The organism is Streptomyces roseifaciens, assembly GCF_001445655.1.
Lineage (GTDB): Bacteria > Actinomycetota > Actinomycetes > Streptomycetales > Streptomycetaceae > Streptomyces > Streptomyces aureoversilis.
Genome location: NZ_LNBE01000003.1, coordinates 2,024,228 through 2,047,360, shown reverse-complemented (window position 1 = coordinate 2,047,360; position 23,133 = coordinate 2,024,228). Strand labels below are relative to the sequence as shown.

25 protein-coding genes are annotated in these 23,133 nt (G+C 69.4%); 15 read left to right on the top strand and 10 right to left on the bottom strand.

From position 1 onward, the window contains the following. Positions 1–70 precede the first annotated feature (70 nt). Entirely contained in the window at positions 71–1,069 is a 999-nt protein-coding gene (locus AS857_RS14585; RefSeq protein WP_058043523.1) for an L-histidine N(alpha)-methyltransferase, read from the bottom strand. A gap of 341 nt (positions 1,070–1,410) precedes the next feature. Between AS857_RS14585 and AS857_RS14580 the strand changes: the two genes are divergently transcribed. After that, positions 1,411–1,776 (top strand): DUF488 domain-containing protein, encoded by a 366-nt coding sequence (locus tag AS857_RS14580; RefSeq protein WP_058043522.1) that lies wholly within the window; start codon positions 1,411–1,413, stop codon positions 1,774–1,776. Between the two features lie 117 nt (positions 1,777–1,893). Here AS857_RS14580 and AS857_RS14575 read toward each other — a convergent pair whose 3' ends face one another. From AS857_RS14575 to AS857_RS14565, 3 genes are all read right to left on the bottom strand, one after another. Then, complete coding sequence (locus AS857_RS14575) at positions 1,894–2,751, bottom strand: geranyl diphosphate 2-C-methyltransferase (RefSeq protein ID WP_058043521.1); 858 nt, start codon at positions 2,749–2,751, stop codon at positions 1,894–1,896. A 61-nt stretch (positions 2,752–2,812) separates the two neighbouring features. Further along, positions 2,813–4,066 (bottom strand): family 2 encapsulin nanocompartment cargo protein terpene cyclase, encoded by a 1,254-nt coding sequence (locus AS857_RS14570; RefSeq protein WP_245699829.1) that lies wholly within the window; start codon positions 4,064–4,066, stop codon positions 2,813–2,815. Between the two features lie 301 nt (positions 4,067–4,367). After that, positions 4,368–4,925, bottom strand: a complete 558-nt coding sequence (locus AS857_RS14565) for a quercetin 2,3-dioxygenase (protein ID WP_058043520.1) — start codon at positions 4,923–4,925, stop codon at positions 4,368–4,370. Between the two features lie 83 nt (positions 4,926–5,008). Here AS857_RS14565 and AS857_RS14560 point away from each other — a divergent pair, with 83 nt between their 5' ends. The 4 genes from AS857_RS14560 (at position 5,009) to AS857_RS14545 (ending at position 9,907) form a co-directional block, all read left to right on the top strand. Continuing rightward, positions 5,009–5,449: a MarR family winged helix-turn-helix transcriptional regulator gene (locus AS857_RS14560; protein ID WP_058043519.1), complete on the top strand. Its 441-nt coding sequence runs from the start codon at positions 5,009–5,011 to the stop codon at positions 5,447–5,449. 249 nt (positions 5,450–5,698) lie between these two features. Further along, positions 5,699–6,916, top strand: a complete 1,218-nt coding sequence (locus AS857_RS14555; RefSeq protein WP_079110331.1) for a phosphatidylserine decarboxylase — start codon at positions 5,699–5,701, stop codon at positions 6,914–6,916. Positions 6,917–6,942: 26 nt separating this feature from the next. Further along, positions 6,943–8,349, top strand: a complete 1,407-nt coding sequence (locus AS857_RS14550; protein WP_058043518.1) for a S10 family serine carboxypeptidase-like protein — start codon at positions 6,943–6,945, stop codon at positions 8,347–8,349. A gap of 199 nt (positions 8,350–8,548) precedes the next feature. Beyond that, positions 8,549–9,907, top strand: coding sequence for a cytochrome P450 (locus AS857_RS14545; RefSeq protein WP_058043517.1), 1,359 nt, complete (start codon positions 8,549–8,551; stop codon positions 9,905–9,907). A gap of 11 nt (positions 9,908–9,918) precedes the next feature. Here AS857_RS14545 and AS857_RS14540 read toward each other — a convergent pair whose 3' ends face one another. After that, positions 9,919–10,857, bottom strand: a complete 939-nt coding sequence (locus tag AS857_RS14540) for an amidohydrolase family protein (protein ID WP_058043516.1) — start codon at positions 10,855–10,857, stop codon at positions 9,919–9,921. Between the two features lie 464 nt (positions 10,858–11,321). On the opposite strand from AS857_RS14540, the gene AS857_RS14535 reads away from it, so the two are divergent. Together AS857_RS14535 and AS857_RS14530 are read left to right on the top strand one after the other, a co-directional pair. Further along, complete coding sequence (locus AS857_RS14535; RefSeq protein ID WP_058043515.1) at positions 11,322–11,927, top strand: carbonic anhydrase; 606 nt, start codon at positions 11,322–11,324, stop codon at positions 11,925–11,927. Between the two features lie 55 nt (positions 11,928–11,982). Then, positions 11,983–12,285 (top strand): hypothetical protein, encoded by a 303-nt coding sequence (locus AS857_RS14530; protein ID WP_058043514.1) that lies wholly within the window; start codon positions 11,983–11,985, stop codon positions 12,283–12,285. A 52-nt stretch (positions 12,286–12,337) separates the two neighbouring features. Here AS857_RS14530 and AS857_RS14525 read toward each other — a convergent pair whose 3' ends face one another. After that, the gene (locus AS857_RS14525) at positions 12,338–12,772 is read right to left on the bottom strand and encodes an ester cyclase (protein ID WP_058043513.1); all 435 of its coding nucleotides are present in this window, start codon (positions 12,770–12,772) and stop codon (positions 12,338–12,340) included. Positions 12,773–12,931: 159 nt separating this feature from the next. Here AS857_RS14525 and AS857_RS14520 point away from each other — a divergent pair, with 159 nt between their 5' ends. Next, complete coding sequence (locus AS857_RS14520) at positions 12,932–13,426, top strand: hypothetical protein (RefSeq protein ID WP_058043512.1); 495 nt, start codon at positions 12,932–12,934, stop codon at positions 13,424–13,426. Between the two features lie 389 nt (positions 13,427–13,815). Then, positions 13,816–14,901: an outer membrane protein assembly factor BamB family protein gene (locus AS857_RS14515; protein WP_058043511.1), complete on the top strand. Its 1,086-nt coding sequence runs from the start codon at positions 13,816–13,818 to the stop codon at positions 14,899–14,901. 78 nt (positions 14,902–14,979) lie between these two features. Here AS857_RS14515 and AS857_RS14510 read toward each other — a convergent pair whose 3' ends face one another. Continuing rightward, positions 14,980–15,939 carry a hypothetical protein gene (locus AS857_RS14510; protein ID WP_144440815.1) on the bottom strand — a complete coding sequence of 320 codons (960 nt, stop codon included), beginning with the start codon at positions 15,937–15,939 and terminating at the stop codon, positions 14,980–14,982. A gap of 272 nt (positions 15,940–16,211) precedes the next feature. On the opposite strand from AS857_RS14510, the gene AS857_RS14505 reads away from it, so the two are divergent. From AS857_RS14505 to AS857_RS14490, 5 genes are all read left to right on the top strand, one after another. Continuing rightward, complete coding sequence (locus AS857_RS14505) at positions 16,212–16,565, top strand: SH3 domain-containing protein (protein WP_058043509.1); 354 nt, start codon at positions 16,212–16,214, stop codon at positions 16,563–16,565. A 204-nt stretch (positions 16,566–16,769) separates the two neighbouring features. Next, positions 16,770–17,102 carry an antibiotic biosynthesis monooxygenase family protein gene (locus AS857_RS14500; protein WP_058043508.1) on the top strand — a complete coding sequence of 111 codons (333 nt, stop codon included), beginning with the start codon at positions 16,770–16,772 and terminating at the stop codon, positions 17,100–17,102. Positions 17,103–17,309: 207 nt separating this feature from the next. Continuing rightward, positions 17,310–17,501 carry a DUF1272 domain-containing protein gene (locus tag AS857_RS37580; RefSeq protein WP_079110329.1) on the top strand — a complete coding sequence of 64 codons (192 nt, stop codon included), beginning with the start codon at positions 17,310–17,312 and terminating at the stop codon, positions 17,499–17,501. Between the two features lie 272 nt (positions 17,502–17,773). After that, positions 17,774–18,307 (top strand): hypothetical protein, encoded by a 534-nt coding sequence (locus tag AS857_RS14495; RefSeq protein ID WP_144440814.1) that lies wholly within the window; start codon positions 17,774–17,776, stop codon positions 18,305–18,307. 109 nt (positions 18,308–18,416) lie between these two features. After that, positions 18,417–19,253, top strand: coding sequence for a tunnelling fold family protein (locus AS857_RS14490; protein WP_160330232.1), 837 nt, complete (start codon positions 18,417–18,419; stop codon positions 19,251–19,253). 85 nt (positions 19,254–19,338) lie between these two features. Here the strand turns inward: AS857_RS14490 and AS857_RS14485 are convergent, their stop codons facing one another. After that, positions 19,339–20,325: a MerR family transcriptional regulator gene (locus AS857_RS14485; RefSeq protein WP_058043505.1), complete on the bottom strand. Its 987-nt coding sequence runs from the start codon at positions 20,323–20,325 to the stop codon at positions 19,339–19,341. 110 nt (positions 20,326–20,435) lie between these two features. Then, a complete protein-coding gene (locus AS857_RS14480; protein WP_058043504.1) occupies positions 20,436–21,149 on the bottom strand; it encodes an MOSC domain-containing protein in 714 nt (237 codons plus the stop codon). Positions 21,150–21,231: 82 nt separating this feature from the next. On the opposite strand from AS857_RS14480, the gene AS857_RS14475 reads away from it, so the two are divergent. Beyond that, on the top strand, positions 21,232–21,900 hold the full coding sequence (locus tag AS857_RS14475; protein WP_058043503.1) for a LysE family translocator: 669 nt from the start codon (positions 21,232–21,234) through the stop codon (positions 21,898–21,900). Positions 21,901–22,005: 105 nt separating this feature from the next. Here AS857_RS14475 and AS857_RS14470 read toward each other — a convergent pair whose 3' ends face one another. After that, the gene (locus AS857_RS14470; protein ID WP_079110327.1) at positions 22,006–23,127 is read right to left on the bottom strand and encodes an alpha/beta hydrolase; all 1,122 of its coding nucleotides are present in this window, start codon (positions 23,125–23,127) and stop codon (positions 22,006–22,008) included. Between the last annotated feature and the right edge of the window lie 6 nt (positions 23,128–23,133).

Sequence of the window (23,133 nt, the reverse complement as noted above, 5' to 3'; positions counted from 1 at the left end):
CCGCCTGTCCGGCCCCGAGCGGGGAGGGCCGGCCCCGGATGTCCGGAGCCGCATCCCAGCTCACCCCAGCTCAGCTCAGCAGCAGGGCCGCGTACTGGAATTCCTCCTCCACCCAGTGCCGACGGCACCGGAAGCCGAAGGATTCCACCTCCCCCAGCAGTTCGCCCAGCTCAAATTTGTGCAGCACGTCGTGGAAGAACGTCTCGTCCTTGGCGAAGTCGAGGGCCATGCCGAGCCGTGAGACCACCACCCGCTGGCGCCTGGTGCTGCGGATCTCGCCTCGCACCTGCCTGCGGGGCACGTCGTAGACCACGTCCGGTTCGAAGAAGGCGGGGTCGAAATCGGCCCCGTACTCCCTGTTGAGGTGAGCCAGGGTGTTGAGGGCGAACAAGCGGCGCACCGGCCGTTCCCCCGTGCATCCGGCCCGGTAGGCCCGGCGCACGGTGTCCACCGGCTGGAAGAGGTCGGCGCAGATCAGCACGTGGTCGCCCGGCCCGCAGCAGGCCCGCAAGGCGCGCAGGAAGCCGGATCGCTCGGGCGGCGTCAGACATCCGAAGGTGCTGCCGAGCATCGCCATGAGGCGTCCCGTCCCACCGCCTCGGAGCCACGGCAGGGCGGTGGCGAAGTCACCGTGCACCAGGATGATGCGGGCCGCCGGCCACCGGGCCCCGAGACGGCGGGCGGCAACCCGCATCGGTTCGAGGCTCACGTCGATCCCCGTGTACGCGCCGAGGAGCCCGTTCGTCTCCATGGCCGCCAGCAGGATCTCCGACTTCTCCGCGCTGCCGGCCCCGAGGTCCACGAGTTCGGTGGCGCCCGACAGACGCACCATCTCGGCTCCGTGGTCACGCAGCAGCCTGCGTTCCGAGCGGGGAGGGTAGTAGGCGGGCAGGCGGCTGATCTCCTCGAACAGCTGTGAGCCCACCGTGTCGTAACCGTAGCGGTGCGGGATCCGGCGAGGCCTCTCGGCGAGGCCCGCCCGCAGTTCGTCCTCCTCGCCACCGGCCGGCACCGAGTCCGGTGCGAGAGCGACCTCGACGACACCGGACCCGGGACGCTCCACGCTCATCCACCGCTCCTGGGTCTCGGGCCACCGGCCTTCGTTCCTTCCTATCACCGCGCCCACGGCATCGCTTGTGCAGGCGAGCCGGGCAGCGGACATCCGGATACCGCGGCGCCGCAGCCGGACGCTCTCACCGGCGGTGACCCGGGGCCGGTTCTCCGGCCGATTCGGCCTTCCCGGTGATTTCGGCCTTCCGGGTGATCGCGTGGGGTGGGTGACACGACGACGGGCGTCCGTCGGCCGGGCGGGGCCGGACTGCCCGGCAACGCACTCAGCCTCGGCCCGCGCGCGGGCGCGCCCGGACTCGCGCAGGTGCGTTCCGCCCGGCCGGGCGGAACGATGGGCCCATGCAGCGGTCACAGCAGGTGCGGGTGCGCAGGGTCTACGACGCGCCCGAGGAGGCCGACGGGAGCCGGGTGCTCGTCGACCGCATCTGGCCGCGTGGCCTGAGCAAGGACGCTGCCGCACTCGACGAGTGGTGCAAGGACGTCGCGCCCTCCACCGAGCTGCGCAAGTGGTACGGGCACGACCCCGACCGCTTCGAGGAGTTCACCCGCCGATACCACTCCGAACTGGACGACACGGCCCACGCGACGGCCCTCCAGCACCTCAAGGACCTGGCCCGGCACGGCACCGTCACCCTTCTCACCGCGACGAAGGACCGCGATATCAGCGCTGCAGCAGTCCTCCAGGAGCTCCTGACGCGGGGCTGACGCCCGCCCGGCCGCCGACGCACGCGGCGGGCGTCCGCGCGGCGGGCAGCAGCAACAAGCCCTCCGGCCCCCGACGGCGAGTCGCCGGGGGCCGGAGGGCCGCACCGCTTCGTTCCGTCAGACCCGGTCGGCCGCGATGAGCAGGTACTGGAAGCTGCCGTCCTTGTACGCGGTCAGGAAGGCCTTCTCGATGCCCGTGGCCAGGGGCGACTGGGCGCGCAGCTCCCAGTACGGGATGGTGGCCTCGGTCAGGTCCACGACGGCGGCCGGGACGAGGCGGTTCTTCGCCATCTCCTTGAAGTAGCTGCTCCGCGGGTGGATGTCACAGATGTAGTGGGCGTTGATCTCGCTGACGGCCCGGGACGGCAGCCCGTAGGCGTCGTTGTAGCAGCCGGTGATGGTCACGTACCGTCCGCCGTGGCTCAGCATCCGGGCGTACTCGGGGAACAGCTGGGACAGGTCGACGTACATGGTGCTCTCGTTGTTCCAGATGGCCCGGAAGCGGCCCGTCCCGAAGCCCGTGTCCAGCATGTTCTTCAGGTGGAAGCGCACCTTGTCGGCCACGCCGTGCTTGCCGGCCTGCTCATTGGCGAACGCCACCTGGGTCTCGGAGATGGAGACCCCGTCGACGTGGCAGCCGAACCGCTGGTTGGCGACGAGGCTGCTGCCGCCGCGGCCCGACCCGGAGTCCAGCAGGTGGTCGTCGGGGCCGATGGGACCCAGGTGGCTCAGCAGCAGATCCGCCTGGGCGCACTCCAGGCGGTGCAGTTCGGCGGTGACCCGCTCGTCGCGGGTCTCCTCGGGGCCTTCCAGGACCGACCAGTCGGCCTCGCCGATTCCGTAGTGGTGGTGGTAGATGCCGTCCACTTCGCCGAGGCGGAGGTTGACCGGGTTCTTCTCCCGGTTCCAGTACTCGGCGACGGACCGCTGGTAAGCGCTGGCGAGAACCGGGGCGTGGGTCTCCTGAATGGTCACCGTGTCTTCTCTTTCCGATAGCTGATGAACTGATATGGGTTCACTGGTTCGTTGCAGGGGCTCACTGGGACGACATGCCGTGGTATCGGGGGCTCGTGGCGTGCCACTCCTTGCTGCCGCCCATCCAGGCCCACAGCCCCGCGAGGTAGCGCCGCAGATCAGGGGAGCCGGCCACGCTCAGGACGGCGCACTCGGCCTCCACGGTGTGCATGAGCTCGTCGTGGATGCACGCCGCGCGGTCGACGGCTTCCTGCAGCGAGCAGTTGTCCTCGGCGGCGATGAGGTTGGGTAGGTTGGTGTCGGTGGGGTCTTCCTTGCCCATCGAATACAGGTCGTTGAGCAGCACATTGGCCGTGCCGGCGTACAGATAGGTACGGCGCACGCGCGCGTCGGCGAACTCCGCGGCCGGGAGTTCGTAGCCGCCGACCGGGTCGATCAGGACCATGCACGGGTAGAAGGCGTTCTCGTAGCGGTGCAGCATGTACTCCCACACGGCGGGGGTACGCCCGGAGCTGCGCCACTCCGCCTCCTGGTTGTAGCCCACGAACATCACGGCCAGTTCGTGGCGCAGCCGCGCGACCTGGGTGGGGCTCGCGATCCCCGCCAGGTGGTCGAGACAGGAGCGGAAGGCGCGCAGGACCGGCTCCTTCCGGACGAGGTTCTCGAACTCCGCCAGGTAGCGGGCCGGGAGCCGGACGGGGTCGACGACGGCGTGGGCCATGGCCAGGCGGGAACCGATCAGCTCCGGTGTGGTGTCCTCCCCCTCGTCGACCCAGTGGTCGTCCACGGCCCACTCGGCCAGTCCGCAGCGGGCGGCGGTGAGGATGCGCTCGGGATCGTCGGTGTCGGGGTGGGCGAGCATGAACAGCCGCCCGAAGTTGTGGGACCGCAGCCGTTCCAGGCGGCCCTGGAAGATCCCGATCTCCTCCGCCCACTCGACCAGCCGGTTGTTCACCTCTTCGCCGAGGGCCGGGTCGTCCCGCTCGGCGTCCGGGCAGTAGAGCGGCGGTACGCGAACGGAAGACCCCTCCGAGCGCCCGTCTCCGGCCTGGGCTTCGGTGGGCTTGGTGCCGGTGGGCTGCGTAGGCGCCGATGCACCGGGGCTTGCGGAAACCTGCCGCCCGTCTCCCCCCGGCGGAGTGAGGTCCGTACGGAACAGGCGGGCCGCCGACGTACCCAGCCCCGTCGGTCCGGTGAGGAGCCCGTGCAGCGCGTCCGCCGCAGCCGGTGCCGTGGCGCCGGGTGCGAGATCGTGCGGGCGGAGAGCGCTGCGCGCACCCGCCTTGAGCGGAGAAGCGCCGTCGAGCTGGGGCATCCGGGGTTCCCTTCGCTACGCGAGCAGGCATCGTGAACGGCGGTCCGTGACACCCGGGTTCCGGGTCACGGCACCCGGCCGACGATGCGCGCGGCGCTGACCGCAGGCACCGCTGGTCACCGTTCGCCACCCCGACCAGGCCATGCAGCAGAGTGGCCGATCAACCGGCGACCGCACAGCAGAAGCAGCGCAAGTTCATCCGTATGTAGCTGTGTATGTTTATCCGCTCGGCCGGTGGCGCAGATTCGACAGAAGGCCCCGAGGTCTCGGGCAGACCGAGCGGAAGGGGCGAGCGTCGAGCTCACCGCCTCCGCCATTGGTGGTCGGGCAGGAAGCGCACGTCGTACTGCTCGGGGACGGTGGCGAATTTGCCGGGCCCGGGGACGACGGGCCGGTGCGGCAGACCCAGCTCTTCTGCGGGCGCGCCGAGGTTTTCGAAGAACCGCTCGAAGGTGCCGCCGGGCCCGGCGGCGACGCCGACGACCTGGCTGTGGTGGCGCTCCATGCGGTAGGCGTGCGGGCAGTTCTTGGGCACGAAGCCGAAGTCGCCGGGGGTCAGCAGCTTCTCCTGCTGGTTGCCCTCCGTGTCCTCGACGAAGAGCCGTACGGCGCCCTGGGTGATGTAGAAGACCTCGTGGGTGTCGGGGTGAAGGTGAGCGGGGATGAGGTCGCCCTTGGGGCCTTCGACGGTGAAGAAGTTGAAGGTGTTCTCGGTCTGCTCGCCGCCGGCGTAGATGGTGATCAGGTCACCGAACAGGTGGGCGCGGTCCCCCTCGCCCTTCTCGATGAAGTAGGGCTTGCCCGGGTCGGCGGGTATGCGCGAGGCGGACCGGTAGCGGGTGGCGTACTCGATGGTCATGGGGGCTCCTTCGAACGGCCTCAGGAATGTCAGGCAGCCTGACATGAGAGAGTGTCGGCAGGCAAGCCGACCGTGAGGAACCCATGCAGTCCACCCGCCGCACCCTCCCCCAGCTGTTCAGCGACGCCCGGCGCTGGTTCGAGGAAGGGCTGCTGTCGGCCATGGAGGCGGCCGGCACCACACCGGTGTCCCCGACGCAGGTACAGCTCTTCGCCGTGCTGGACGAGGACGGCACCACGGCGTCCGAGCTGGCCCGGCGCATGGGCGTCACCCGGCAGACCGCGCACCAGGCCGTGCAGGGCCTGATCGCCGCCGGGCTCCTCGAGCAGGCCCCCGACCCCGCCTCCGCCCGGCAGCGGCTGATCCGGCGCACGGAGGAAGGGGAACGCGCACACCATCAGGCCGGCGTCATCCTCGAACGGCTGGAGGAGGAGCTCGCCGAGCGGATCGGCCGGGAGTCGTTCGACGCACTGAGGTCCGCACTGGAAGCGGCGTGGGGGCGGCCCCCTTCTCCGAGCTCGTGAACCTGCAGGATCGGCTCCGGCTTCCGGCACGCGGCTGAAAAGAATCGCCGCCAGGAGAGCGCTGGACGAGCAGAGGCTCCTGGTGCACCTGCTGCCCCATGGCCATTTTGCGCGCTCGCGCCCGGACCCGGAGACACGGCAGATTGAGCGGCGGCACGCAGGACGGGCCCACCGCCGACCGGCCGTTGCCCTCCCCTGCCCCCTTATCGAGGTCGCCACCTCTCACGCAGAAGCGAAGGAGACGGGAACGTGACGAAGGGCCAGGAATCGTTCTCAAGCACCATCGACCAGCTCCTCGAGAAAATCCACATCTGGTACGCCGAGAACCATGACGGCTTCAGGGATCAGTACGACGCGGCGGTCGAGCACGCGCAGCCGTGCCCGGTCCCCAAGCGCGACCCCGTGTACTGCGACTGGCGGGACCAGGACATCAAGTTCCTGTGTCAGTTCTTCAGGGACTGGTACGACTGGCAGGTGAACGGGTCGGGGGTCGACAACGGGCTGACCTACATCGAGAAGTTCAGCTGGATCAACTACGGCGACAACAAGCCCGGCATGGACTTCGTGTCCAAGGGTCCGGGTAGCCGGGTGATCGCCGACTTCACGCACCTGCAGGGCCTGCAGATGGACTCGCAGGACTCGAAGGAAACCATCAAGAGGTGGGTCAAACAGCTCGGTCCGAAGCGCATGGACGACTACGTGATCGAGGACTGGGAGAACTTCAACGAGTTCTTCATCCGGAAGATCAAGGAGGGCCGGCGCCCGATCGACGCCAAGGACGACCAGACCGTGGTGGTCGCCCCGGCCGACTGCGTCATCAACATGATCGTCGATGAGCTGGGCGAGCTCACGCAGATCCCCGTCAAGAACGTGACCATGAACGTCAGTCAACTGCTCGACGGCTCCCCGTACGCGGGGCATTTCATCGGCGGTACGGCGGTGTCGTGCATCCTGATGCCCGACAGCTACCACTGGTACCACACCCCGGTGGCGGGTGAGGTGGTAGAGGCCCGCGACGACATCGGCGGTGCGTACTACGGGATCCGGAACTTCCCCCACCTGCTGGACAAGGGCAACGTCGGCTACGGCTACGACTACAGCGACTTCCTCGACTTCCGCCGCGGATACGTCATCATCAAGACGCTGTACCTGGATCCCGACGGGGGGCCGGACGAAGAAGGGTACGTCGCGCAGGTACCCGTCGGCCTCAACTCGATCGCGTCCGTGAATTTCCTGGACAAGTTCAGGGGCGAGATGCCGGTCCCGGTGGAAAAGGGCGAGCAGGTCGGGAACTTCAAGTACGGCGGGTCGCTGAACATCCTGCTGTTCCAGAAGGGCCGGTTCCCCGCGGTGCAACTGCTCCAGGGACAGCGCATCGGAGTCCTGGAGGAGCCGGCACGGACGACCAAGCGGTTCCGCCGCTCCCCTCAAACGCAGCCCAGGTCGCAACGTCCCCTGACTCCCTGACCCAGCTGCCGAACGGAGGACGAACCATGTCCGCGGACGACCTCGTCGCCTCGATTCCGGCGAACATCCCCAACACCCAGCGCATCGACTTCTCCACCAAGGACACCAAGAAGGCCCGCTCCTACGCCGGGCACGTGCACATCGACAGCACGGAGCACCCGGGCACCCAGAACCACCTGTTCTACTGGTTCTTCGAGAGCCAGACCTGCAATCCCAACGTCGCGGTCCCCGACCAGCAGGCGCTGATCAGCCGGACGCCGCTGCTGATCTGGCTCAACGGCGGGCCCGGCGCCTCCTCCCTGCTGGGGCTGTTCCTGGAGAACGGGCCGCTGTCCATCGGCGACGATGCCGCCGGGACGATATCGGTGAGCCCCGACTCCTGGAACCAGGAAGCGCACGTCGTCTTCTGGGACCAGCCTCTCGGCACCGGATACAGCTACTCCGACGTCGGGGAATACGTTCATGACGAGAAGGCCCTCAGCCGGATGTTCTGGGAGGGCCTGCAAAAGTTCTTCAGCGCGCACCCGGAGTACGCGGAATGCCCGCTCTACGTCTGCGGTGAGAGCTACGCCGGCAAGTACGTGCCGGCGATCGCCATGGAGATCGACGAGCGCAACCGCCACGAGGCGGCCGGGCGGCGGATCAACCTCAAGGGGATCGCCGTCGGCAACGGCTGGATCAAGCCCGAGGTGTCGCTCCGCGCCCTGATCGACTACGCCTACACGACCGGCTTCCTCGGCATCGGCCAGAAGGAATCCCTGTACAAGGCCCACGACGCCTTCCAGGACGCCCTCGATGCGGGAAAGCTGAAGAAGGCCACCAAGCTCGGCAATGAACTGGTGGCCACGACCCTGTCGTACGGAGGGAACTTCGACCTCTACGACGTGCGCCGCTGGGACGACTTGCCCATGGGGGCGCTGCGGGCCTATCTGGAAAGCGAGGAGGTGAAGAAGTCCCTGCACGTTCCGGCGGACGTCACCTGGCAGTGCGCCGACAACGACGGCCCGGTGGCCGAATGGCTGGTCAAGGACAACATGGTGGACTGCTCCTGGCGGTACGCCAAAATCATCGACGAGGGCTACAAGACCCTGCTCTACACCGGGAACTTCGACACCGCCTGCGGGTATCGCAGCACCGAGGAGATCCTGGATCACCTCATGGAGCAGAAGGGCGAGCACGAACACGCGGAGTGGCGCAACGCTCCCCGGCTGATCTGGACACAGGCGCAGGGAAACCCGAAGGGTTTCGTCCGCCGTCACGGGAACCTGACGCAGGTCGGTGTGCCCGGTTCCGGGCACCAAGTGCCCGCGTTCCAGCCACAGATCTGCCGGGAGATGCTCTACAACTGGCTCTTCGACCGCCCCTTCCCCGGCTACGACCCGCAGCAGCAGCGCAAACACGGCAACGGCAACGCCGGTCTGCGTAAAGCCTGAACGCTTCCGGGAGGGGAGGGAGACCGGCTGCCGGGCGTGCGTACGGGCTTCGGCTCGCGCCCGTCAGCCGGTCCCCGTCTTCCACGGGCCGTACAGAACCGCACCCGCGGCCGTGTCCTCCCCGGCGATGTGGGTGCGGATCGCCATGAGGTAGTCGTCACGTGAACCGGTCTGTCGGTGAGGGCGAGGAGGAGCAGCCATGGACATCCCCGGTCCCGAGCCCGGGGCGGACGGTGGCGTCGGTGCCGTCGCGGCCGCGGGCGGTCTGCATCGCTACCAGTTGCAGCTGCACGCCGCGTATGGGCCCGTCGTGCGCTTCCAGCTTCCGGGGGCGCAGGCCGCCGTATCCGTCGCCGACCCCGTGCTGCTGGAGGCCACCGCTCACATCGACAAGCGGCCGGAGCGGCTGTTCGAGTTCCTGGCGCCGTTGTTCGAGACGGGCAATCTGCAGGTGATGCCGGCCGACGAGCACGGGCCGTGGCGGCGCCTGCTCCTGTCGGTGCTGGCCGGCCGGCCTTCCCACGAGCGGCACTTCGCGCGGTTCACCACGCTCGCGACGGAGCTCGCGGACCGCTGGGCCGAGCAGGCTGCGCACGTCGGCCCGGCCGACCGGGCCAGCCACGAGCCCGTCGAGCTGCAGAAGGATCTCACCGCGCTGTCCCTGCGGATGATCTGCGAGTACGCGCTGGGAGGCGAGGTCGCCGATCCCGGCAGGGTCGTGGCCGCCTTCGAGGACGTGCTCACCGAGCACTTGGGGAAGCTCTACGAGGTTCCCGCGCCCGCCACACGGGAGGAACGGGCCGAGCGGGCGCAGGCGGCCCTCGCCTTTCTGCGGGCGACGGTCGACCAGGTCGTCGCGGCACATCGCTCCGGCGACCGCGCCGACAGGAGCGATCTGATCGGGGCGCTCGTCGAGGCCGGGGAGCGCCCCGCGCGGATCCGCGACACCGTCATGGTGATGATGCTGGCCGCCCACCACACGACCGGGGTGGCCGTTTCGTGGACCCTGCATCTGCTGGGCCGCCACCCCGTCGTCGCCGAACGCGTCGGCGAGGAGCTGGACCGCGTGCTCGGCGACCGCGCGGCGCCCGAGTACGCCGATCTGCGACGGCTCACATACCTGGACATGGTCCTCAAGGAGTCGATGCGGCTCTTCCCGCCCGGGCCCTACGGCGCGCGCGAGACGACCGGGACCCTCTTCCTGGGCGAGCGGGGCGAGTACGAGATCCCGGCCGGCACGACGGTCTTCTATCCGATCTGGGCCGTCCATATGAACCCCGATCACTGGCCCGAGCCCGAGAAGTTCGTACCCGAGCGGTTCACCCCGGAGGAGACGGCCGCGCGGCCCCGGCTGGCCTACATCCCCTTCGGCATCGGGCCCCGCAGCTGCGAGGGCGCCGCCCTGGCCGTGATCGAGGCCGAGCTCGTACTGGCCGTACTCCTCAAGCGCTTCCGCTTCCGGCCCGTTCCGGAGCACGAGGTGACGCCGATCGAACGGTTCGTGCTATGGGCGGCCGACGACATCCGCATGACCGTGAGCCTGCGGGTCCCGGAGTAGCCGGGGCGGGGTCAGCGCCGGGCGAGCCGGGGAAGGAGGGCCTCGGCGTTGCCGCGGTTGACGGCGTGGAGTTGCCCGGGTGCCCAGTGCGGGTGGCTGTCCAGCGCCGCGTCGTAGCCGGTGCCCCATTCCTCGGGGACCATGGGGAAGTCGCTGCCGTACAGCACGTGCCCGGGCTCCGCGAAGGCCAGGAGCGAGGGCAGCGAGGCCGGGCCGGCCGCGAAGGCGGTGTCGAAGTAGAAGCGGCGCAGGTCGGCCAGGACGTCCTCGGGGGTGGTGCCGGGTCGCAGCCGCCCCGCGGCGGCGAACCGGTCGGCCGCGTAGGGCAGGAAGCCTCCGGCGTGCGGCAGGATCATCCTGATCCGCGGGTAGCGGCGCGGAACCCCGTTGACGGCCAGGTGCAGTGCGGTGCGGGTGGTGTCGTAGGGGAAGTCCACGAGCGGGCCGGGCAGGTCGGGGAGCGCGGCGCCCGGCGGCGCGGTGGGGTGGATCAGGACGACCGCGGCGCGTGCGTCCAGTGCGGCCCAGAGCGGCTCGAACAGCGGGTCGCCGAGGTACCGGCCGTGGGCGTTGGAGAGCACCATCACCCCGTCGGCGTCCAGCTCGTCGAGGGCGTGCGCGGCCTCGGCGAGCGCGCCGTCCACGTCGGGCAGGGGGAGGACGGCGAAGTGCCCGAACCGGTCGGGCCGGTCCTTGACCAGCTCCGCGGTGTACTCGTTGACCGTACGGGCCGTGGCGCGGGCCCCTTCGGGGTCGTCCGGTGCCCCGACCGGGGCGGCGAACGACAGCACGCCGGCGGCGATCGACCGCCGGTCCATCATGGCGATCGCGCTCTGCACGTCCCAGACCGGCGCGGGCCAGCCGAAGGCGGAGGCGCGGCCGGAGATCGCGCGGCGTTGCTCCGGTGGGATCAGATGCTGGTGGACGTCGATGCGTACGGGATCCGTCATGCTTCTCCGAACCTCCTCGTCATGTCTTTCCGAACCTCCTCGAATTCCCCACCCGTCTTCCGCGTCATCCCCGCCTTCCGCGTCTTCGGCACTTCAGGGGCGCACGCCGATCGTTCACCACCAAGGCGTACGCCCTGGTAGCTCGCGTACGACCGTGCCTGAATTACGCATCCATGAGCATTGCTTGGGCAGTCTTTGACCCGCCTCCGTAAGGTAATGTATTGGCAAAGGGGTGGCTGTACCCGCCGAGTCCGGCCCGGCCGTGGACGCCCCGGTTCCCGGTGCTTTCGCCACGAGCGGCAACCCCACAAGGGCAGCCCTCTCCGCCTCCGGGACCGGCGCGACCGCGATGTGTGCTGCGCCGGCCGCCGTGCCCCTTCGCACCACCACCGACACCCGGCATCCAGTGCTGACCTTGAACACCGCGTCCCCGGCATGCCCGCGGCCGCAGGAGAAAGGCCATCATGAAGTCCCTTGCAGACAACGCCCGGTCCTTCACTACGCACGTGGCGGAGCGCGCCGACGAGTTCCGCGCCCTCGAAGCCGGCCAGTACCCGCAGGCACTGTTCATCACCTGCTCCGACTCCCGCGTCGTGCCCGCCCTGATCACGGGCGCACGGCCGGGCGAATTGTTCGAGCTTCGGACGGCGGGCAACATCGTGCCCGAGTACCGCAGCGACCATCCGACCGGCGAGACGGCCACCATCGAGTACGCGGTCCGCGTCCTGGGCGTCAGCGACATCGTGGTGTGCGGGCACTCCCACTGCGGCGCGGTCAGCGCCCTGGTGCGAGGTGACGACCTCTCCCGCGCGCCGGCCGTGCGCGGCTGGCTGGAGCGGGCCGCACCGCCGCCCGGGCCGGCGATGCCCGACTCCCCCGACCTGGCGGAAGCGGTCCAGCAGCACGCCATGGCGCAGGTGGAACGGCTCTACGCACATCCGTGCGTGGCGGAGCGGACGGAGGACGGCACGCTGTCGGTGCACGCCTGGTACTACGAGGTGCACACCGGCGCGGTCAGGGCGCACCGGGCCGACCCGACGACCGGGGACCAGTGGTTCCGGCCACTGTGAACGCCGGGCACGGCGCCGGGCCCGATGGGTCCGGCGGAGCAGGAAGGAAATCACAGTGTTCGACCTCAAAGCAGAGGCAGACATGCGCATGTTCTCGGACCGGCTGGCGGCGGACCTGGCCCGGCTGAGGCGCAGCAAGGAGGGCGAGGGAACGGAGGAGGCGAGCGAGGAGACGGAGGAAGCGAAGGGAGACGACGACACGGCTCCCTCGGCAGACGCGGCTTCCTCCGCAGACGCGGCTCCCTCGGCAGACACAGTTTCCTCAGCGGACACGCCTGCCCCGGCGCCCGACGAGCCCCAGGAGCCCGGCGACGACGTCGGCGAAGGTCAACCGCCCGAGGAGAGCGGCGTGAGGTGAAGTCCCGGCGGCCGCCCGTACACCGGCCCGGCCGCCGGGTCACCGGTCTCCCTCACTCGTTCGGCATGCCGAGCGGCGGAACAACACCGAGCTGTTGCAGGAAGCGCAGGACGTCCTTGTCGGACCACTTCTCGGCCAGCTTGCCGTTCTCGATGCGGTGGATGACCGTCGCCGTGATCTCCAGCTCGTTGCCGGTGGCGGGGATGCCCGGAAGGTCGCCCTCGTGGGTGCCGCGGCACAGCAACCGCGTGGCGACCTTGTCGCCCTCCGCCACCTGGTCCTGGATCTCGTGCGTGCCCGGGGTCGCCTCCCAGAAGACCTGGAAGATCTGCTTCAGCCCCTCGAGGCCCGTGCCGAAACCCGGGAAGGGCGGTGGAGAGTGGTCCAGATAGTCCTCCGCCACGAGTTCGTCGAAGGCGTCGACGTCACCGTTGTCGATCGCGGCGTAGAAGCGGCGGACGAGCTGCTTGTTCTCTTCGATGAGCACCCGTGCAGTGTCACCAGCCGAGCCGTGTCCTCCGGAGATGACGCGCCCTGCCCCTGCCAAGGATCACTCCTCCGGCATGCCGGGCGGTGACGGCGTGGCAGCCGTGCACGGCCCCACCCCACCGCCGTGGCCTTCCTGGGTGCCAGCAATGATGCCTCCATGGCAACAGACCTCAAGCTCTTCGCCGACTACTTCCAGATCCACCTCCTGGACGACGAGTCCGACGGCGACCTCAGTGACGTGTGGACCGAGCAGACCGTCCTGGACGGCCTCGGTGTCACCGAGGACGCCCTGGCCATCGGCACCGCCGTCAACGTCAACGTGGCAGTCAGCGTCCACGTCCTCGCGGCGCAGCCGGACGACGACGGCGGCGACGACGACTACGACCACATCGTCGAGGCGAGCCTCAACCTGGCCTCGGGACGCCTCGTCGTGCTGGGCTGCACCGACTACTACCCCGACGCGACACGCTTCGACATGCCCGCCGGGTGGACCCGCATACGGGCTTCCCGGCGGAACCTGGCCGCGGCCGTCCTCGCGGACATCGACTCGGACAACGCACCCGAGACCACCGAGCAGCTGCGACTGCAGGCCTGGCCGGCGCCGTACTCCGAGCCGCGCATCATCAAACGATGGGTGCAGCCCGCTGCGTAACCGTACGCCTGTGACATGCACGCCCGCTGACGGGGAGACAGCGGTCCGCGCTCGTGTTCTGTGCGAGCGGTCGGAAGCGGCCCGGCCTGCGGACAGCGGGACGGGCATTCACGGCAAGGGCCGGGCATTGCTGGAAACGGCCGGGCGTTCACTTGATCAGGCGAAGGCGATCCCAGAAGCCGGCTCCATCAGGAGCCGTCTTCTGCCACTCTCTGGTGCCCATGATCTCCATGGATTCCGCGAACCGGCGTAAGCCCGAACGGCGGCGCCTGCGTACTGCCTTGGCTGTTGCGGGGTTGCTGTGCGCCGTAGCCGCGTGCGGCAGCAAGGGTGAGCACCCCGAGAGCGTACGGACGACGAAGCCGACGGCCCCGGCCGGGTCCTTGCCGATGACCCCCACCACCACGTTCCAGGGCGCCTGGCCCTCCACGTTCGGCGAAGGCGACGTCGCCGACATGGTGGCACTGGGCGCCCACCTCGCCTACGCCTATGACCGGGACGACGTCGGCATCACCGCCTACGGGCTCGACTCCGGTGAGCCCGTCTGGCACACAGCCGTACCGAACGGCGACACCGTCGCCCAAGCGCCCCGCCTGGTCGGCGACAAGGTGATCGGCGCCTTCGCCACCACGGAACAGGGCAGCGGCACTTACGCCGACCGGCGCGGAATCACCGTCGTCGCGCTGGACGCCCGCACCGGCAGGAGCCTGTGGTCGCGCGAGATCCCCGGCGGCAAGGACGTGCCGGCCGAGGCAGCCCCTCATGTGGTCGGCGCCGACACCCGGCACGTACTCGTCGCCTCGTACGAGCAGGGATATGCGCAGACTCCTCCCCTGTCCGCCCTGCTCGACACCCGAACCGGCCAAGTCATCTGGACCGACGCCGACTTCAAGGGAGTGGACCTGGAACAGTCGGTGGCCGTCGGCGTGCGCGGCGACGGCGACTTCGCGGGCAAGGCCACCTCTGACGGCGACCAGCTGTGGAAGCGAAACCTCCGACTGGGCGACGCCCTGACGTCGGACCCCGGCCCCGGACTGACCTGGGCCGACGGAACCACGGCCGGCGGCACCCTGCTGATCGACCCCGTAACCGGCACGACCCGCCTGGACTCGGGCGACGCCTCCCTGTACAGGTGCCACTACGACGGCTGGAACACGACGGTCTGCGCCGGAGCCGACGGTTCCGGCGAGGCGGCCGCGTGGGCCGTGGACGTGCACACCGCCCGCGTCCTGTGGCGCCTGCCCGACGAGACGGCCGACCGCACGGCCCCCGAGATCACTTCGGCGTGGCACGGGGTGGTCTACGCCCAGGCCGATCAGGCCATGACCCTGGACGCCCGCACGGGCAGCGACCTGCGTACGGACATCGGTCCGGTCTCCCCTTCGCTGGTCAACGACCGCTACGGGCTGGTCTACGATCCCCTGGCCCGGGCGATCGACGTCTACCGGGCCAACGGGGCCGCTGCCTCCGGCTGAGCGCATGGGGCCATGACGGGACGATGGGGCGACGGAACGACGGAACGGCGTGCCGTGTGCCTACCGCCGCCTACCGCGTCACCGCCGATTGATGCCGACTTGATCGACCCCGACGTATCCTCCGTGGTTCTCGTCGTCGGTGCCCCAGATCGCCGACCCCCTGGGCAGGAAGGCGATGGCTTCGATCTTGCGGTTGTCCTGCCGGGTGAACTTGCGCAGAGCGGAGAGGTTCTTCGTGTCCCTGAGGTTCAGTCCGGCCCGGCGGGGGCCGTTCGCGGACAGCCGTCCCGCCTTGTAGACCGCCGAGCTGAACGGTCCGTCGTCCACGTTGGGGTCGGAGGCCGAGGACACCAGCACCGTCCCGTCGGCCAGGATCTTGAGGTCGCTGATGTGCCGTACCTCGTCCTGGTTGGGGAATGGCACGGCGAACTCCCTCCGGACGGTTGGTGTGCCGATGCGGAGCCCGTTCCGGTCGACGGCTGCCGGGGCGGCGCGCACCACGGCCTTTTCGCTGCCCTTGCCCCGTGTGGCCCACACCGCGAACAGGCCGCCGCCCGAAGGACGGCGCCAGAGAGCGAAGCTCTCGTAGTTGTCCCCCTGGGCCTTGCCGGGAAGTCCGACGGGACTGCCGTGGACCGTCGCCGTCTTCCCCTTCACGACGACCTCGTACGCCGTGCCCCGGCTGGCCAGTGCGATGTAGTGGCCCGGCCTGCCCGGCACCGCGTCGATGGCTTCCAGGTCCTCGGGCAGGGATCCGCGCCAGGTGAGCTCTTTCGTGACCGGTTCCTTGCCGGGCCGCAGCCGTACGGTGGCCACCCGGCTCTCACCCGGCTTCTTGTTGTCCCGGACCACGACCAAGTCGGCCGACCCTCGGCCATCCGGCCGGCTCCTGGCCACCGCCATGCCACTTACGCCCCCTGTGATGCCGGTGCCGACCTGCTGCCACTTCAGCGGCAGCCGTGCGGCCCGGGCGTCCAGGGCGGTCGCGGCGATGCAGCAGCACACCGCCGCCGAGACGATGATTCTTTGCCTGATCACATGCTTGACGCTAGGGCGGACCCATGCCGAAGCCGCGGTCGCCCAGCGGGGCGCACAGGGAAATTCCCTCACTTGGCCGCTGAGCCGGGGGGTGGGGGCCAGGGAGCGGGGGCCGGGGGGGCGCCTGTTTCCGGGTTTGCCGGCACGCCTGACATCCCCGTGGGCAGGTCGTGACAGGGACGTGACAAGATCGCCGCCGGACGGTTCCCCCGAGCCGCCTAGGGTGATCACGCGGCATCCGCCGCACCACAAGAACCACCTCCGGAGGACCCGTGCGACGCATATCCCTCGCACTCACCACCGTCGCCCTCATCGGCGCCACCGCGGCCCTGGCCGCCCCGGCCCAGGCCGCCCCCGCGGCCGCCACCCAGGCCGCCGCGAGCACCAAGGCGTGCCACGCGGACAACGCCATGATCTACACCGACGGCACCCGCCTGCGCACCAAGGCCAGCACCTCGGGCGCGGTCAAGGGCCAGCTGTACTTCGGGGACCCGATCCGCATCCTCCGCTCGTCCGGCGGCTGGGACAACGTCGAGCTGAAGGCCAAGAGCAAGGGCGGCCTGTCCAAGGGTGCCCGCGGCTGGGTGGCCCACAAGAACATCATCCCGCCCTTCTGCGGCATGTGACGGCAGAGCAGAGCCTGACGACAGGGCACTGCGGAGCACTCACGACAGGGCGCTGCTGACCACGCGGCATCGCACTTCACAGTAGGTACGCGACGGCCCGGACCGGCCCACGGTCCGGGCCGTCGCGGCCGTAACGGGATGTCCGGTATGCGCCACTGGCACCCCCTGGCAGGATCCCTTCCGAGGGTGCGGCAGGATAGGCCCATGAGTGTTGTGAAGATCAACGTGCTGAACGTCCCGGCCGAACAGCGAGAGGTCCTGGAGCAGCGCTTCGCGGCCCGCGCCGGCTCCGTCGAGAGCTCCGACGGCTTCGAGTGGTTCGAACTCCTCCGCCCCGTCGAGGGGACGGACACCTACCTGGTCTACACCCGCTGGCGCAGCGAGGAGGACTTCCAGGCGTGGATGGAGGGCCCGATGAAGGCCGCGCACCAGGGAGGCGGCGACGGCGCCCCCAAGCAGAAGCCGGCCGCGTCCGGGTCGACCCTGTGGTCCTTCGAGGTCGTTCAGCAGGCCGCGCCCAAGGCCGAGGACGCCTGACCTCAGCCAGGTCAGTGGAGTGAGTCCCGGCCGGCCGGCGCTTGCGCTACGTCCGGGACTCACGACCTCGCGCTGGCCGGATCTTGCGTAAAGCTGGCCCTGCCGATGCTTTCAGGCCAAGATCACTGCGCCGAGGATGGGCATCCGAATCCATTCCATCCGGAGCTGCCGACCAGGCGGCGGATGCCCGAACGCACCAGGAGAGTCATGTCTTTGGAGATGCGCAACCTCTGCGAACGATGTGAGACCACGACGCTGCCGCAGGACTCGCCCGCCCGTATCTGCTCGCACGAGTGCACGTTCTGTGTGCCCTGCAGCGACGCGATGCAGGACATCTGCCCCAACTGCGGCGGCGAACTCGTAGCGCGCCCCCGCCGCGTGTCGCCCCCTACCGATTGACCGAGCGGCCCCTCCCGGGTGCGGGGCAGGTACTGGTGAAGGTGGCCGGCACGTCACTGACGGGGCTACCGCACATGGATCTGACACGTCGGAATCCGGCGGCCTGGCGCTGGACCACTGCCGCGCTCCGGGGCGTGCACGCCGAGGGGCGGGCGCACGGTCGCGCTGCCGCACCTCCAGAGCTTGGCGCTGGCGAATGCGGTCCAAGGGTAGGAAGCGGCAGGTGAATGCGCCGCGAGAGGCGCGTCGTAGCTCCTGCCGCTGGAGGTCTGGTGACGCTGGGACGACGTTCTACTGAGGTGGTCATGTGCGCTGCGGCGCTCGTCGCCACATCGCTGGGCTGGGTGCCATCCGCCCATGCCCACGACGCGGAAGCGATTGTCTGTGCCGGGGAAGAATCCATCGCCTTCAGCCCTGGGCTGACGCTCACACCGCGGCCGACGGACGTTCGGGCGCAGACCGCCTACCGGTGCGGGGCCGGACCGGGGCGGGTGCTCACGGCCACCAGCAGCCTCTCCGGTCACTCATCGGCGAGCACGTGCCTGACGCTCAACTCCGGTCAGGCGCAGGAGTCCGTGCGCTACGGGGACGGGAGCGCGTCGGAGATCTCCTACAGCACATCCGCCGGCAGGGTCGCCGGTATCACCGTCGTCAGAATGAACGGCACGGTCACCGAGGGCCGGGGCAAGGGCAGTAAGGCCGAACGCACCGTCGCGCTCCTGCCCGGTTCTCTGCCGACGGCCTGCTTGACGCCTGAGGGGCTCCAGCGATCCGGGGGCAGGGTGCAGTTGCAGATCCATCCGTGAAGACCGTGTCACCGCGGCACCCGCGACCCACCCGCGACCACCCGCAACCAGCCGTCCGGCAAGAGCCGGCGCACGTAACACCCGGGAAGGGCGACCGATGCCTCAAGTGGTGTCCACGCAATACGGACGACACGACCTCCGCCTCCTCGGTGTCGGACCCGGCACCTCCGCTCACCGGGCCCGCGATCTTCAGCTGACGATGACGCTCGAGGGCGACTTCGCCCCCGCCTTCGTCAAAGGCGACAACTCGTGCCTCCTGCCGACCCGCAGCATGGCGAACACCGCCTCGGCCTTCCTGCACGACCACCTGGATTCCGCTGTCGAGCAACTGGCCGCAGCACTGGCGGAGCGCCTGATCGAGGCGTGCCCCGCGGCAACCGCCGCCAGGGTCGGCGTCGTCGAATACCCGTGGGCCCGGGTCCCCCACAGCCGCCACACGTTCACGACGAACCCCTCGGACCGGTGGACCGCCGACGCGACGGCCCGACGCGGGCAGCCGACCGGCGTCGTGAGTGGTATCAGCGGTCTCCATCGAGCGGTGACGACCGGATCGAGCTTCACCGGATTCCTCGCCGACGAGTACACCCTCACCGAGCAGGTGAACACGCAGGACCGGGTCCTGCATTTGTCCGGTGACATGTGGTGGGAATACGGCGCGCGGGGGGAAGGCGAGGACTACGACCAGTGCCGGACCGAGGCGCTGCGGGCGTTCATGGACTCCGTCACCGACCAGGAGAGCTCCTCGTCCCAGCACGCCGCATACCTCTCGGCCTCCGCCGTCCTCGACGCATGCCCTGCCATCAGCCGGATCGGCGTACGCGTACGGGCGCACTATCACGTACCGCTCGACCTCTCCCCCTTCGGCAGAGGCGATTCGGGCAGCGTTCATCTCGGCACCGACTCCTCGTACAGCGCCGGCGAGATCACCATCAGCCGAACCGCATAGCCCGACGCCCGACCTGGCACCGGGAGCCGGGAACGCTGTGCCTGTGCCTGTGCCTGTGCCCGTGGCGGTGGATGCGGTGGCCGTCCTACAGAGGGTTGTCGCGTAGCCAGGTCAGGACCTGCTCCGCATGCTCGTTCGGCGGGAAGACCGGATGGAAGACGTGCTCGATCACGCCGTCGCGGATGATCAGCGTCAGCCTCCTGTAGAGCGTCATCCCGCTGATCTCGAACGTGGGCAGGCGGAGCGTCCGGGCCAGGTCCAACGCGGGGTCGGACAGCATCTGGAACGGCAGGCGGAGCCGCTCCACGACCTCACGCTGGTACTCGGTGTCCTGGCTGGACAGGCCGAACACGTCGGCTGCGCCGGCAGCCAGCAGGTCCTGGTAGTGGTCACGGAATCCGCACGACTCGGGGGTGCAGCCGCGTGCGCCGGGGGTCGAGTCCCAGCCTTCGGGAAGGTCGGTGCCCGGGCGGCCGGTGAGCGGGTAGATGTAGATCACCGTTCGGCCCGCGCCGAGCGCGTCGATACGGATCGTCTCGCCCGCCGTACCCGCAAAGGCCATGGACGGGGCCTTCATGCCGGGCAGATGGCCGGCCGCGCCGTCGTCCTCGGGGACGGGCAGGTCGGCGGGCAGGCTCAAGTAGTCGTTCATCGGGTCCTCCGTCAGGTGGTCGGGCCGGTCGGGCCGGGCGGTCACGTGGACCGGTGCGACGCTGCTGTTCCGGTGAGCCGCTTCCTGGAGGTGCGAGATCAGCACCGCCCGCCGGGCGGTGAGTGCGTCGATCCGCTCCGTGAGCTCGTCAATGGCGTCCCGGTATCCGGCCAGTGAGGCCGGGCAGTCGTCGGCGTGCCGACGGCCGGCTTCGAGGCAGTCCAGGAACGGCCGAGTGCGCTCCGCCGGGATCCCGAGGCCTCTGAGCACCCGGATCTCCTGCGCGAGTCGTACGTCGTTCTCGTCGTAGTCCCGGTAGCCGTTGGCCAGCCGCCGGGCAGTGATCAATCCCAGCGATTCGTAGTAGCGCACCGCCTTGGTCGTCACCCCCGCGCGGCGGGCCAGCTCACCGATACGCATACCGCATGCCCTCCACTTCCGCCTCGACCTCGCAGAACGCTAAACCTTGCCCTCGGGGGCAAGGTCAATCCGAGCCGGGCATTCCACGACGGGAGACGCCGTGACCCTCGTCAGATGAGAGTGACGAGGTCCCCGGAATCCACCCGGCCGGGCGCCACGACCGTGGCCAGGGCGTCCAGCCGCGCGTCGTGCGCCTTCGCGATCGCCCGCAGGATCAGCGGGGAGTGCGGGAGGTCCTGCTGGGCCTCGTTGGTCATCACGCACCGTTCGCTGGAGCGCACGAACTCCACGCACAGGCCGTCGCCGATCCATGCCTTGCACCCGAACCACTCGTCCTCCACGAAGGGCCGGGCGCCCGGAGGCGTACGCACCAGGAGGTTCGGGCGGAAGCGCCGCTCGTCGGCCGGGACGCCGGGAACGGCCGAGCGTACCCAGTCGAGGGTGGCGGTGGTCAGGATGCTGAGGGGGAGCTGGTCGAAGTGGGAGACCGTGTCTTCGCGGGCCAGTTCGACGTCGCTCCGGCCGAGGTACCGGCGGAGGTAAGCGGTCGGCTCCGGAACGGGCGCACCCTGCGGATCCAGCAGCTCGGGCCGTTCTGCCGGCCCGTACGGGTAGCGGGAGCGCAGCTGGAGCAGGCCAGGCATACGGCGAAAGCGCCGGGTGTTCTTTCCCGAGCCGAACCGGCCCTCCTCGTCGCGTACCGCGAACAGGCGGTCGCCCGCCAGGCCCCGCATGTCGACGTCCGCTCGCTGCAGCCGCTCGCCGCCCGTCGATTTGATCGGATAGCGCCAAATACTCTCGATGATCCCCACCACACCCGTCATTCAGCAGACGATACAAGAGTTTTCTGCCCGACTTCGGGCAGAAAATGGGGAGTTGGCGACTCCGGCAGTACAGTGAACCTTCATGATCACTGTCTCCGCACTGGGGTCCTTCGCGCTGATCGTCGGACTCCTCACGCTCACGCCCGGCCTCGACACCGCCCTCATCCTGCGCACCGCCGCCGTGGGGCACCACAGACGCGTCTGGGGTGTGGTCCTCGGCATCCAGACGGGAACCCTCCTCTGGGGAGTGCTCAGCTCGCTCGGCATCACCGCCGTCCTGACCGCGTCCCACCTCGCCTACACGATCCTCCGCTGGGCAGGAGCCGCGTATCTGGTGTGGATGGGAGGCCGGATCCTCATACCGGCCCTGCGCCGGCAGGCCGGCACCGAACCCGGCACCGGCCCCGACTCCCCCGACGCCGCGCACACACCAGGCAAGCAGGACGCGGGGGACAGCTTCCGGGGCGGCTGGCGCCGGGGCACCATGACCAACCTGCTCAACCCCAAGATGGGCGCCTTCTACGTGGCCGTCCTGCCGCAGTTCATCCCGGCCGGCGCCTCGCACGTAGTGGCCGGCACGATGCTGGCCGGCGTGCACATCCTGCTCGCGACCCTCTGGTCGGGCGTACTGATCGCATTCGCCCGGGCGCTCCGCACCAGCCTGCGGCGGCCCTCGGCGCGGCGGATCCTGGACCGGATCAGCGGCACGGTCATCGCCGGCTTCGGCGTCCACCTCGCCCTCGGCGACTGAGCGACACGCCGCTCCGCCCTTACCGAACCGCCTCGGCCCCGGCGGGTTGCTCAAGCAACCGGCCGGGGCCGAGGCGATGGATGGATGGAGGGAGGAAGCGTCCGCTCAGAATGCCGGAATGGGGTCCGACAGCTGTTCGCTGATGAACTGGATCGGGCCCTGGCCCATGCTCGGGACGTACGTGGCGGCGTCGTGCTTGCCGCCCGGGATCTCCTTGACCGAGGTGTGCACGGGGCCGTTCCCGTACTGCGCCACGAAGTTCTTGACCCCGTTGATGGTGATAGGGTCCTCGCGCGTGCCGTACTGGAAGGCGATGTAGACGTCGGGGCCCTTTCGGGCGATCAGGTCCTTCGCGAGCAGCTTGGGGTCGTTCTCGTCCCGCTCCTTGTCGTGACCCTTCCACAGCGGGGAGTCCGGGAAGAAGTCCGGGCCGGAGGCGATCGCGGCCTTGAACTTGTCCGGGTGCTTCAGCACGGCCTTCATTCCGGCGAAGCCGCCGGAGGAGGAGCCCATGAACGCCCAGCCGTCGCGCGACTTGATCGTGCGGAAGTTGGCCTTCATCAAGTCCGGTACGTCCTCGGTCAGCCAGGTGCCCATCTTCGGCTGACCCGGAATGTCGCTTCCATCCCAGTACGTACCGTTGTTCTTGGGGTTGAGGACCGGCATGGCCAGGAGGAACGGCTTGCTCTTGCCCTCGGCGTGCCACTTGGTGATCGACGACTGGAGCTTGAGGTTGGTGCCCATCCAGTAGTTGTTCGGGAAACCGGGGCCGCCGGGCAGGGCGATCAGGACCGGGAAACCATGGTCCTTGAACTTCGGGTCCTTGTACTCCTTGGGAGCCCAGACCCACACCTTGCCCGTGAAACCGGACTTCTTGCCCTCCAGCGTGGTGACGGCGATGTGCGTGCCGTCACCGAGGGTCTCGGAATTCTTGAAGTCGGCGGCGGGCCCGGTCGGCATCAGGATCTTGGAGTCCGGCTTCTGCGCGCCGTTCGCGCCACCGGCCTGACCGCCGCCGCTGCCACTGGCGCCGCCCGCGGCCTGCTCCTGGCCGAAGCTGACCGGCGCCCCCTTGTCGGAGAACGGACCGATCTTGAGGTATTTGAGCACGCCGGTGGCTATCAGCCCGACGACGGCCAGGGACACCAGCACGATGGTCCATCGCTTGGCGCGGCGCGCGCGGACGTACCCCTCTGCCTGATAGATCCCGCTGCTCGCTTGCGTCATCACGTC

Bases quoted from the DNA above. Each gene is read 5' to 3' on its own strand.
- AS857_RS14535 (WP_058043515.1), top strand. From the start codon at position 11,322: ATGAAGTCCCTTGCAGACAACGCCCGGTCCTTCACTACGCACGTGGCG.
- AS857_RS14475 (WP_058043503.1), top strand. From the start codon at position 21,232: ATGATCACTGTCTCCGCACTGGGGTCCTTCGCGCTGATCGTCGGACTC.
- AS857_RS14580 (WP_058043522.1), top strand. From the start codon at position 1,411: ATGCAGCGGTCACAGCAGGTGCGGGTGCGCAGGGTCTACGACGCGCCC.
- AS857_RS14480 (WP_058043504.1), bottom strand. From the start codon at position 21,149: ATGACGGGTGTGGTGGGGATCATCGAGAGTATTTGGCGCTATCCGATC.
- AS857_RS14500 (WP_058043508.1), top strand. From the start codon at position 16,770: ATGAGTGTTGTGAAGATCAACGTGCTGAACGTCCCGGCCGAACAGCGA.
- AS857_RS14585 (WP_058043523.1), bottom strand. From the start codon at position 1,069: ATGAGCGTGGAGCGTCCCGGGTCCGGTGTCGTCGAGGTCGCTCTCGCA.
- AS857_RS14565 (WP_058043520.1), bottom strand. From the start codon at position 4,925: ATGACCATCGAGTACGCCACCCGCTACCGGTCCGCCTCGCGCATACCC.
- AS857_RS14515 (WP_058043511.1), top strand. From the start codon at position 13,816: ATGACCCCCACCACCACGTTCCAGGGCGCCTGGCCCTCCACGTTCGGC.
- AS857_RS37580 (WP_079110329.1), top strand. From the start codon at position 17,310: ATGTCTTTGGAGATGCGCAACCTCTGCGAACGATGTGAGACCACGACG.
- AS857_RS14570 (WP_245699829.1), bottom strand. From the start codon at position 4,066: ATGCCCCAGCTCGACGGCGCTTCTCCGCTCAAGGCGGGTGCGCGCAGC.
- AS857_RS14540 (WP_058043516.1), bottom strand. From the start codon at position 10,857: ATGACGGATCCCGTACGCATCGACGTCCACCAGCATCTGATCCCACCG.
- AS857_RS14470 (WP_079110327.1), bottom strand. From the start codon at position 23,127: ATGACGCAAGCGAGCAGCGGGATCTATCAGGCAGAGGGGTACGTCCGC.
- AS857_RS14550 (WP_058043518.1), top strand. From the start codon at position 6,943: ATGTCCGCGGACGACCTCGTCGCCTCGATTCCGGCGAACATCCCCAAC.
- AS857_RS14545 (WP_058043517.1), top strand. From the start codon at position 8,549: ATGGACATCCCCGGTCCCGAGCCCGGGGCGGACGGTGGCGTCGGTGCC.
- AS857_RS14560 (WP_058043519.1), top strand. From the start codon at position 5,009: ATGCAGTCCACCCGCCGCACCCTCCCCCAGCTGTTCAGCGACGCCCGG.
- AS857_RS14485 (WP_058043505.1), bottom strand. From the start codon at position 20,325: ATGCGTATCGGTGAGCTGGCCCGCCGCGCGGGGGTGACGACCAAGGCG.
- AS857_RS14520 (WP_058043512.1), top strand. From the start codon at position 12,932: ATGGCAACAGACCTCAAGCTCTTCGCCGACTACTTCCAGATCCACCTC.